This is a genomic window from Pseudomonas sp. B707 (assembly GCF_022496685.1).
Taxonomy (GTDB): Bacteria; Pseudomonadota; Gammaproteobacteria; order Pseudomonadales; family Pseudomonadaceae; genus Aquipseudomonas; species Aquipseudomonas paraglycinae.
In genome coordinates, this window is sequence record NZ_WTVE01000015.1 from 196,195 (window position 1) to 208,420 (window position 12,226).

The following is a 12,226-nucleotide window of genomic DNA, read 5'->3' on the forward strand; positions in this document are numbered from 1 at the left end:
CTTCCGGATCAACGGTCCACAACAGGCACAGTCACCCCCTTGCTAACCGAAGTACCGCCGGGGTTTTCCAGGGTGACCCGAAGAGAAACCTGCTCAGAGGTTGAAGTCGGCGACCAGGAGTGCGAGTACTTGCCCTGATTGTCGGTGCTTGATTCCTGGCTTGGCTGTCCATTTCTGGAAACGAAGACTTTCCTGTTCGCCATAGGCTGGCGGGACCGCGTTGCCACAATCAGCGCGGTCATTGTGGTGTACGTGTTAACGAGCACCGGACTGATCGAAGCTGTCACAGACTCGATATCTGCATGGTCAGGAGAATCAAGCGGATCAAGAACCTCATAATTCAAAGTCCCGGATCCGCCAGATGTCTCCTGGACATAGGCAGCCAACTGATGCAAACCAATTTGCGCAGGCATCTCTTGCATCATTGCCAGTCCATTTTCATTGGTCATGGAGGTGCGCGACTGCGAAGTCGGGAAACGCCAAACCACCGGTACGCCTGGTGCAACTCCCCCGTGTCGCTCATAGCGCACTCGGGCCTGTGCTGTCATGGTCTCACCCAGCCAAAATCTGGTTTTGTCACTGGCCAGCTCTGCAACGACCAACTCATCCGGCGGGGCTGACAGTATCAGCGACTTCACATTGTTACCGGCCATACCGCTTCGAACCGAAGCGATCAATCGGGTTTCACCGGGCACCCTCCAGAACTCGATCGTTGCCTTGCCTTGAGCATCAGTGAATGTCGAAGGCAATATTTGTTCACCCTGCCGCCAGCCCACCTCGATCCCTGACAGCGCCTTCTTGCTAAGAGCCGAAACCACGAAAACATGCGCCGACACTTTTTGCCCGGGATTTCCGCTCGACACATCAACGACCAAATCTTCAATCTGGCACGGTTCGTTCATTGAATAACGAAAGTCGACTGAAGCCGAATCAGCGCCACCGGCAACAGAAGCGGTGACGATACCTGGACCCGCGACTTCGGGAACAAAGCTGATCTGCGCAACCCCCCGATAGTTGGTGGAAGTCACCCGAGACTCCTGCTCCGACAACTCCCACCGGATCGGTAAACCTCTCATGGCCTTTCCGGTCAACACATGGGTTACGGTGACTTCAGCGTTCACTGTTGCTCCCCAATCAACGACCTCAAGAACACTACTGGTCGAGGTAATCCGGGCGACAAGGGCTCGACTTCCCAAAGACAGGGGCTGAACAGGAGAACGTTCCAGCAAGCGAAAGGCAGCCAACTGCAAAGACACACTGGCGTCCTTCACATCTGCATCCTTGAGCTCAAAATCCAGCCCCCGCTCATCCAGCGTGTGGAATTCACCCAACACCCGATTGAATTCGAGCCCGACCTCACTCCGGCCGGGATTAACCAGACCCAGCGCTAACTTTTGATCAAGCAAGGGGCTGCCATCCCTCGCAAAAAGCCGGAAACCGAAGGCCTCACCGCGTCTCGGAAACAACGCGTTGGCTGCCCACACATACCGCTGTGAAGCGCTCACGGAAACATCCGGATCCAGATCCAGATCCAGATCCAGCCAGGGATCCGTTGCCAGGGCAGTGAGCTGCGTCCGGGTTTCCGCCGTTGACCCATCGTAAGGATTCGAAGCAACAGCAGTGATGAAGCTTATACCGGCCTGACTCGGCAGTGCATCGTGCCGCGCCCAGCCATCGGCATCTGTCCGTAAGGAAACCGGCCCGGCACTCCCGGTCTGCACCGCGATTTCTGCCCCCTTGACCGGCTGATCATTGAACGCCGAGCCCAAGCGAAACTCGACCCTGGCACGCTCGCCCTTGCTCATGACGGGATCAATGGCAGGACCGCGCGTGGCCAGAATCTTGAGTTTGTGATGGCCCAACTTCAATTGAGTCTGCGCCGTCAGCGACTCTTCATCGATCATGATGGTAGCGGTCTGAGTCATCTCGACATCGGCTGTGCTGTTGGTGAAATCCAGTTGCCTGCGCGCACCACCCGCCGTCATGACGACATCCTCAGTCAGTGGTGGGTTGACCTCCATTCCCGGTGCCAAGGGTGTGATGGCCATTTTCACAGGCAGCCCATGCAGTGCGCTGATCCCATATGGCATATACATCGACTGGTGAGACGTCCACAGGCAGGGATACAACCTGTCGTTACCCGGTTCAGCTGAAACATGATCAAGCATCGCCCGGACCTCACTGGCGAGATCGGCGGCCAGCAGCCGCAAGGGAAACTCGCACTTTTCCGGCAAATGGGAACTGCTGAACGCCAATGTCGAGAACCCGCTGAGATCGGTGCCCGAGGTGATGTGCCACTCAAGGCCGAAAAAAGTCATGACCCGAGGAACATCGACTTGCGGGTCCAGCTGAAACCCCGGTAAAGGGGGCGTATTTGCATTCCAGTGCAGTGCAATCGACTTGCCGATAAAGTTGCTGTTCGCAACGGGATCAATCCGCAGCTTGTGCGCTCTGCCACGCCGACAGACCACACCCTGAATCAGTCGATCGATCGGTTTCCCGTCCAAAGAGAAGTTGACCTGCCCTTTCCATGCGCTGGTGGGCAAAGCTTTGACGGCGAATGAATGTTCATCCACTGGCGCGTCTTCGTGGCGCTGTACCCGCGCGACGATATTCTGGTCACCGGCATTGGCGGGCAAGTAATCCACGCTTGCCCAGCCATCCACGCCCGTGAGGGATGTGACTGTACCCTTCGGTGTTTCAAACTCGACTTTTACGTTACTGACAGGCTGTCTGTCGCCCTTTTGCACATTCACCATGCAGGTGACGATTTCGCTTTCGTCCACCATCGGCAACTTGTTCGGCCCCCAGGTCTTGCCGATCTCGACTCTGTTGTAAGCCAGCGACAGGGCATTGCCTGGCGATAAATGCTGCAACCTGGAACAACCGAGAACCCAATCAAACAGGCCGTCGCGCTTGTCCTCGAAGGTCGTTGTCCAGAGGACTGTACCGTCAACTACAGGCGCAGGAGCCCCGAAGTTCGGTTGAGCGGTTGCTCCGACGTCCTCTTGTGAATCACCATTTGCCCAGATCAGGAAAAAGTTGGCGGCAATCAGAGGATGCTCCGCAGTAATATCCAGATTGACAGGGAATGACTCACCGCGTTCCGGATAGCGGGTCTTCTCCCCCCAGACGGCCGGTGCCCCACCATCGAACCGAGCCTGTAAGGTTTTGAACGGATCGATAGCAAACGCCCGAACTTCGAAGATATGCGTCGCTTCGCCATCGTCGGACAAAGGGCTGGCAACCGAGGCGATAACCCTGCTCACCCCATCCTCGGTTGGCGTGCACAGATAGGTCGCTCGACCTTGAGCATCGGTGGGTGCCCGGTGCAAAACCTTCCCGGCCTTATCCTCTGCCCGCCAGACCACCTCACTCGCTACCGGTGCCTGGGTATAGAAGGATCTGACCTGAACCTGCAGCTCCACCGATTGGTTGTACTCGATGACCGGGTACGTCTCGGCCTGTTTGAGTACGAACAGCTCCAGGAGGTGATGCCCCCAGGAAACCAATAGCGGATACGCTGGCGCCGAGTATTTGCTGTAAATCTTCGCCTCCAGCTCATAAGGTTCTCTGCCTGACGGCTGCGGACAATCCAGCAGCCAGTCCAGACTGATGAGCTGAGATGTTCCCAACTCGGGCTCGGCGGTAATGGCCTCCAGCGGGTTATCTTCAATCCACAGGCTGGCCTCGAGATTTTTCCAGACACTCTGCGGATCAACCTTAAACAAAACCCTGTGATGTTGATCCCCGGTAGCCCCCAGGCAGATCGGCACAACGTTGCCCGCGTCGAAACGTTTGCCATCAATGAGAACGGCCACCCCCCCCAACTCCGGAAGATTCAGCTTTATCTCTATCCCGGTCAGACGAATTTCCACAGAGCTGGGTTCGCCCACACCCCTTGCCGGGCTGCTCAAATTAATCTCCAGCTCATCACCCGCTTGTAAATCCAGGCTGTCCGGCAAATCCTTGCGCATCTCGGTCAGATCAATCGCCAAAGGATCGACATCCTGCAACCCTGTCTTCACCGGCAATTCGATTTCGAACTTTTCGTCACTCCCCCTCTTGTTTACAACCACTAGCCCGGGCGATGACAAATAGGTGGTGTCGTAAAGAAGACGCAGGCCATAACGGATCTCCGCCTGCTGTCCGATCGGCACGATCATCCTTTGCCGAACCGCCGCGCGGTGGGTTAGCGCCATGTACGATACGTTACCGTCGTTCCGGATTTCGACGCCCCCCGGATTGGCCACATCGTCCCAGTGGTCATAGCCCTCAGTCATGTCGCCGTTCATCACGAAATTGTGATCCGTGTCGATGTCGATTTCGTTCATGATTGAGTCCTCTTGGCCTCGACCTTGCGCTCAGCTTCGTTCACCAGTTCCTGCACTTTTCTGGAAAAAGCCAGATCCCCGACCTTGGCGGTGTAAAACACCTTGATCAGGATATCGGTCAGCGATGACAGCATCGGCTTTTGGTTCAAATGCCAGGGAAATACGATCCGCCAGCGCGAAACGACACCGGTGTTTTCGAACGGCAGGGTCATGCCTTCGTCAGCTCTGAGTGATACCACACCGGTATCATCCAGCCCGGTGGACAGGGAAACCTGCTGCCCACTGCTCAGGTTGATCAGCACATCGACAGGCGCAACGCCTCCACCGGAGTGCAGATATTCCAAAGACTCGATCGACGGTTTTGTAGCGATATAGCTGCCGACCTGTATCAGTTTCACCACCACATTTTCGAAGGGCCCGGTGAGCACCGGCAGACTGACTTCGACACGAGAAATCTGGCGGCAGTAATGATCGTGGTAGTCGCGATCGAACAGTAGCTGGATCAGCTCGAAATCCAGTGCGCCCGTTGCCAGCAAGTGGTCCAGCGCATCAGTCCAGTTGTCAAAACCCTTTGGCCGGGTCGCCGGATCATTGAACAATCGTTGTAGCGAAACGGTCTTGACGATCTCCTGGCGTCGCTCATTGCGTTGCAGATATTCCGACCGCATTCGCAACAAACCGGCCTGCAATGTCGCGCCAGCCGTCAAGCCGCGCCGCTGGTCGCTCCAGACATCGGTGTTCAGTTGATAGGCATCGAACTCACAGGTTTCCGCCCGCAAGGCTGTCTGGGCACTCCGGCACAGAGCAACAGCGGCGTCATACGCCTGAAAGTGCAAGGTCTGCAGTTGCCCCATCAACCACTGGTAAAGCTCCAGATTGGTCGCCCGGGTCTGCAGGAACTCGAACAGTCTGAGCGCCTGGCTATTCGCGGCAAGGGTGTGTTCCAGATTGATCCTTGCTGCATTGATGGCCCGTTCCTGACCTGCAATCTGGGCACTGATCGCATTCTTTTCAGTATTGGCCTGTTTACGCAGCAACCACCAATCCTCTCGGCGACGACGATAGCTTTCGGAGGTGGCCGTCTTGTCGGCACTGGCGCGCTGCACGTCTGCGGCCATCCGAAAACCAAATCCCACGGCACTGACCAGATAAGCAGGCTCATGATTGCCATTGGACAATCCAAAGATTTTGGGGAACGCATGGATTACCGCTGCCCCCATCTCAAAGCCAGTGGCCAGAGAAGCGAGGCCCGAAGCGGCTTCAACATGCTCCATGACTTTGAACTCATCGGGAGAAATGTGCTTGTCGTACAGATCGGCGTAGTGCAGCTCTCGCTCTTCGGCCATGGTTCTGCTGTGCTGCAACGCCGTAAGGCTCTCGACCTCACGTGCTATGGATTCTTCCTGTGCCCGACGAGCGAATTCGCCAAGCTCAGTCAAATGGCGTTGCTGCAACGTCTCCTGCTGGACACGATCCTGCTGCTCAAGCAGACGCTGTACTTCGTTCCCCAGCTCCTGCAGGTACTGCACCATCTGCAACGCTGCATTGAACAGTACGTCCCAGCGATAGACCGCAACTCGCAACTGTCCACCCATCGGTCGCACCGGTCCCGCCTTACCGGCTGCCAGGCGATTCAACAACTCACTTGGATCCATGGCGGTAAAAAGAGGGATGGATGCAAGCTTGCCGTCGATTGTCCGACCATGGCGAATGTTGTCGATACGCTGATCAGGCAGGTCAAAGAACGTCAGCAAACGCGGGCTGACCGGTATATTGAAAGAACGCGTGCCGTACACACCCAAATACTGAGTACGCGCAGCCCTGACCGGTAAATCCTCTGTTCGCAGCTGCAATGTCGTTTCAAACTCCGCGAGGGCCGGTCGGGTCTGCATCTCTCCCACAAGTTCACCAAGTTCCTTTGCAACCCAGCGATTGACGCTACGGGTATCCGGCCTGGCTCCCATCAGCGATCGGGCCCGGACATACTGCAGCTTGGCGGCCGTCAGGCTGTCCCGCGTCATCTGGCGATAGAGCCAGTCACCCCAGGCGATGAGGTTGTTCACATACTCGAGGAAAATCACGACCTTGTAATGCCAGGGCGATGAATAGGCGATGGCATCCGGATCCCCCGGTGCGAAGACTTCATAGCAATAGCAGATGTCGGGCTTTTCCACGTCCAGAGGCCGGCAATGCCAGTATTGCGGCCTTGCCGGGGTATCACCCTGCGCCGGTTTAGCGGGCGACTGCGGCTCGAATATGAAATGCAGCCAGCGCTGGGCCGCCTCAAAACGGTTCTCGTCACGCAGCCGGACGGCAATCAGATGTGGCAGGTGAAAAAACAGCTCCCAGAAAAACAGACCATTGGCACCATCGAACGGACCGTTCGGCTCGACCTGGCTTTCGGGCAAAGGCGGCTCCTTCGGAAACTGCGTCGCCCAGTCCAGCAACACGCCGATCGATACACTGGAGCGCAACACCAGTTCGTGACCGATCAACGTATTGAGCCGGACGTATTTCAACTTCAGAACGTTTGCCGGTTGGTTGAAGGCCAGAAACTGGGCGCCCTGCGCATCGGTGTCATGGATGTACGGTAGAGGTCCATGATCACCGAGCGTGGCGGGGACTGTCAGGACGAGGGTTCGCTCACCGTAGTCTGCGGCGCCTGTCAGTTTCACGGTGAGCGTGCTGCTGTTGAACCCTGTTCGCTTGATCTCCTGCCATTTCGTTGCCCATCCACCGGAACTCGAGTAACTGGCAGTAACTGGGTCCGGGTCACCACCAGTGGTGAATTCGACTTTCAGCGTGAACTCAACGTTCGTGCCAACGCCACGTGAGACATGGGCACAATGCCCCTGAACCCAGAGCGAGTGCTCAGTAGCGCTGTTACGCACGATATAAGCCTTGATCCCCAGGTACTCGGCCAGCGTGCCGGGCTTGGTGATCTCACTGTCAACGGCCGGAAACAGCTTCGGCTGCATCTTTTGCTGAAGCGTACGGCGCTCGACAAACAGGTGATTGGCCAGGTAATCCATGACCGCCGTTTCGTCCTTCACTTTGCGAAACAGCGAGTCACGGGTTTCATAGATAGCGACAGACACCACAGACGACGTACCGACTTTGGGCTCGGCATTGGTCACATGTACCGCCAGCCTGCCCTTGGGATACGAGGTATCGATCTCGTCGCGCAAAATTACCGCGACCAGCCGGCAACCCTTCGAAACGTCCTTGTCCGTCTGCAGCAGATGCAAGCGAATGGGTGGCGACCAGCTGTCGTCCAGCGCGATGAACGCCACCATGACTTCCAGCTCATGGAGGCTTTGCAGTTGACCCGCGTTATCGAAAACACCCGGGCGCCATTGGACCCAGACCATGCACGCCCGGCCTTCCCAAAAGACCATCCGACAATCCAGCACAGTGTCATCGGTGGGAATGTCGGCAGATTTCCATTCTCGCCAGTCAGTCGGGTTGACCGATGGCGAGTCGAAGGCGAGTTTGATGTTCGCTTCACGCCAGAACCAGCCAAAAGGTGCAACACGTTGCCTGCCCACCAGGTAATAATGCGTCTCCAGCGGATTGGCCCCATCCAGATAACCGGTCTTGACGTTCAGATTGCACGTTTCTTCAAAGCTGCGCAGGTAGCGCTGAGCGCCCTTGAGCACCGAATCGTCAGTGATCGAGGTCTGATTCACATAACTCTCAAGAGCCCTGAACAAACCGGTTTTGCGGATGCGCACATAAGGCGTGATGTAATCCTCAGGTGTGCACAACAGCAGCATGCTTGCCGACCACGACCCGTAACTGCTGGCGAGATCCCACTCTTGCAGAAGGTCAGGATCGAACTCCCGCCCGTCGTACCCCGGTTCAAATTTCTGCAACACCGCAAAAAGGTAGGACTGCAAACAGCTCCTGGCCTCCGCCACCCACGAGGTTTCAATTTCGTCGCTGTCCAGCGGATCGGTGCGCAGCCATTCCCAGAGGTCATCCGCCGATTGGGTATTCATCGGAAAGGGATGACTGGCCTTGTCATGTTTTGCGTGAAGACAGAAATCAATCAACGCATTGCGACGCAGGGCTGACAGCTCACCTGAAGTTTTGTTGAGCATCACCATCTCCTGTCACTGTTTGCGTTGCTTGCGGGGCGCCGGTACTCGCCGGCGATGAAGAAGGTTTTCGACAAACCACACTTCCCGGAATTTAACGGACGTCGAGTTTTGGGCTGTCGCTGTAACCTTGACGTTGACCCGCTCGGTACCGGTGAATGTCACCTCGGTACGCCCCTGTTGATCAGTGACAGTCTCGATCTCACCCTGAGGCAGCGGATCGAGTTTCCAGGTCACCGAGGCGCCTGCGATGGGGTTGTCGTAGTCGTCCAGGACAATGGCGCGGTAGGTCACCGGCGTTCCGATCAGCACGGTGCTGTCGGGCACGGGGAAAGGGTTTTGGGCTCTCAAATGGAGTGTGGCCATATCCGGCCCGATTTCGATCCTCGGTGCGGCCGTCTCCTCACCCAGATCCAGCCTGAAAACGGGAGTGACGCTGCCCATCCGGCTGTCCGGGAAAAACTTCACCGTCGCCGTGCCGTTGACGTCGGTGGTGATCATTGAAGTTTCAAACCGGCCCAGCGTGGTGGCGCAATGAACATTGACGTTCAATCGCGCCTGGCCTTCGCGGTTCTTTACCGTTACGGTAAATTCGGCAAATTCGTCCGGTTTGTTAGCGATCAACCTGACGGGGTCGGGCACCGTCGTCCAGTGCACGATCACGTCCAGCCCCACGGCCATGACGTCGTCAGCGTAATTCGGTTCGGTCGTGGTCGTCAGGCTGGCTCTGACAAGGTCTGCGACGTACTCATAGTCGGCATATTCGCTGTCCGGTGGCAGCTTCCCGAGCTCGAGGAGTGTCCTGGCACTCTGACCGGTCTTTTGGGCAAACAAGCGAATGCGTGTCAGCACATCGAGCTGTTGCAGGGTCACGACCAGGCCTTTCGACGGATTCACATGGGCAGCGCAGATGCGCACCTCATCCACGCTCCAGTTGAACAGCTCGGCGAGCCACTTCGCGGCTCGCTCCTGGACCAGCTCAAGCCCGTGATTGCTCAGGTTGGCCGGCAGCGCGTTAACGCGGCGCAGATAGTCAACCAGCCTCGTTTCCGGCTGATCACTCATGCCCAGGGCACGTTTGTAGACTGTCAGGTAATACAACGCTGAAAGGTCGAATGCGTCGACCGAGTGCAGACCGAACCATTCGCGATACCCGGTCGCGATGAAGTGAGTGAGAAATTCACCGCTGAGTTCCAGCCTCGCGACCACGGCGCTGCGTCTCGAGAACTCGGCCAACACCTGCAGAACAGGATCGCTCGACGGGTCTTCCCGCCGCAGCACAGTAGCGCTGTCCTTGGAGGCTTCCGGCAATCCGAGCACCTGAGCCAATACGAAATGCACATTTGCGCCGGACCAGCCAAGCACCTGCAGAACCAGATCCGGCTTCAGACCGCTATAAGCAGCCAACCCCTCCTGAACCATACTGTTCTGACTGGCGCGGCAACGCAGCACCACCGCCAGAATCAGCGCCACCAGACCTGTATCGAGGCTCCCCGTCTCCAACAACACGGCCCGCTCCGTCATTTCCCGGGCGTGGGCTTCGTAGGTCTGATCCGCTGACTCAACAAAATCACGAATCAGTCCCTGTTCGTCAACCAACGCCCTCAACGCCCGCAGCCACTGGCGATTGTTCGACAAGGGCTCGATACCGGCCATTTTCAGTACATCTTCCGTCACCCGAGCCACCGGGACCTGCCGACGCCATTGATCAAACAACGAGAGTTGTCTTTCATCGGGCCGGCTCGGTGGCCAGGCTGTTGCTTGTTGCACCACCCAGTGCACCGGCAACTGCGCGGTCCGGGCCCATTGCACGCCATCCATCAAGGCATGCATCACACTCAGTACGTCCGGCTTACCCGCTGATTGTTGGTTGTTGATCTGCGGCACGCCGGCCAGTGCGTTCACCCAGACCTGACCTCCCGTCAGATTCAACAACAGGACCGCCTCGATCGGAGTAATCCCCAGTAACCGGGGCAGCCTGACCATGCGATAAAAACCGGACACGATCGGCAAGCTGCACTTGAGTTCAGCCAGGCCGTGAGCGGCGGCAATCAGGTTGGCGAGGTAAAAATAGGTTTCCAGATCAATACCCAGGCCTGCGCACAATTGCTTGACCGTAATCAGGTCGGCAGCGGTCACGGGAATCACCGGGAAGGATCGGTCATCAAGTACCAAAGGACGAGAACCGGTGGCACCACTGTTGAAAACTCGATCGTATTGGGCACGCTCCGTGCCGCGCCCGAAAACGCAAAGCGGCCCGATAAAGGCGGCGAAGTCTTCTGCGGTGCATCCAAAGACCTCCCGCAGTGCCTGGAACAGCCCGATAGCTCGCAGAGTATTGCTTGTGATCCAGTAGCGAGAGGGGGTCGGCGGGGGCACTTCAGCGAGCATTGCCGCAACGATCAGTCGATCGGTTTCGTCACTGGCCAACCGCAACCAGTCAGTCAGTCGCAATATACGATTGGCACGATCAACCCGCTCGGAATGGTCGGGCTCGTCGGGCTCGTCGGGCTCGTCGGGCTCGTCGGGCCTCCCCATATTCTCGAAACGATTGAGAAGGCCCGAGTCCGTTTTGACAATGGTAATGGACGGGGTCTTTGCCTCATGAACAAAGACAGACCCATGGTCCTTGCCTGTAACAGGGCCCGTGACGACACCCGGCGCATTTTCGGACAGGAAGGGAGTGAAACCTTCAATCGAAAGCAATGCCTCAAGCGCCGGCGTATCCAGCTTCGTTCTTTCATTGAAAACGTGGACGAGCCTCAGATTACCAATCGAAATTCCCTTGAGACCGAGGTATTTCTGGTAGAACTCGTCGCCCCCGTCTGGAAAATGACTCGCCTCGGTCAGGATTGTCCGCTGTGATGGACTCAACCGTGAAGCTTGAACGAGGGCGTCATCCGACTTGTCGCTCCACGGTGCCGAACGAAGAAAGCACGGATACTGCAAATCGCACAGACGCACCACGCTGCCCACCGATTCGCCATGTCCCTTCAGTACATGATCGAGCGTAACCCAAGGCCAGTGAAAGGGCAGTTCCCGAGGAAAGGCCTTCTGGTTCAACGCCTCATCGAGGTTTTGAATGGGCCCCTGCGTGGCGGTGATGAAGTGCTCCATGATGTGGCTGATCACTTCCACCGACGGCACTGCACCATGGACGGCCTTGACATCGATCAGCAGTTTTTCGAGATCCGTACGCCGGCCAACCAGCGGAAGGTCCTTGCCATCGGTTTCCCCCAGCCGATGCAATGCCCAATGCAACAGGGCTGTCAGATACGCCGCAGGCGAGTGAATGGCTTCGATCGCATCAGGCGGGCATAACGCGTCGAAGTTCGGCTTGAACAACAAGGCGTAAGTCGGACCGTTATTGAGCCCCGAACGCGCAACAGCTCTGGCATCTCTGGCAGTCAACTGGTGTTCGATGAACTGCCGCAATACCACGGTCGACAGCACATTGAGGCGCTGCTGGAACTCCCCGGCCTGCTGCCGGTTCAGGCCAAAATCGTGCATCAACCCGTCGACGCCTTTCTGCGCCAGTACGGCAACCGATCCCCCCGCCTTGAAAAAACGTGTCAGAGCCGTCGTGGACGAGCGCTTGGGTTTACCGACCGCTTGAGTGAACATCTTCTGAGCGATCTGAGCGGGAGAGCGGTACATGTGGATGCTCCTGGGTCTGAAACGAGTTCCAGTAAAGGAACGGCGCCTTTCGCATGGTGCCTGCAAAGGATTTGGCGTCATCGAGCGGGTGGCGTCTACTGTCAGAACTGACAGTAGACTTGACCTTTGGTCGGA

General features: G+C 57.2%; 3 protein-coding genes. All 3 read right to left on the reverse strand.

Going from position 1 to position 12,226, the window contains the following annotated elements; translation table 11 throughout:
- Window positions 1–8: 8 nt before the first annotated feature.
- From GQX66_RS06500 to GQX66_RS06510, 3 genes are read right to left on the reverse strand one after another with little or no spacing between them, the layout of a single operon-like run.
- Window positions 9–4,334 carry a hypothetical protein gene (locus GQX66_RS06500; RefSeq protein ID WP_240867599.1) on the reverse strand — a complete coding sequence of 1,442 codons (4,326 nt, stop codon included), beginning with the start codon at window positions 4,332–4,334 and terminating at the stop codon, window positions 9–11.
- On the reverse strand, window positions 4,331–8,437 hold the full coding sequence (locus GQX66_RS06505) for a neuraminidase-like domain-containing protein (protein WP_240867603.1): 4,107 nt from the start codon (window positions 8,435–8,437) through the stop codon (window positions 4,331–4,333). Before GQX66_RS06505 ends, GQX66_RS06500 begins: the two co-directional genes overlap by 4 nt.
- Before the next feature lie 12 nt (window positions 8,438–8,449).
- A complete protein-coding gene (locus GQX66_RS06510) occupies window positions 8,450–12,091 on the reverse strand; it encodes a Tc toxin subunit A (protein ID WP_240867613.1) in 3,642 nt (1,213 codons plus the stop codon).
- Window positions 12,092–12,226 lie beyond the last annotated feature (135 nt).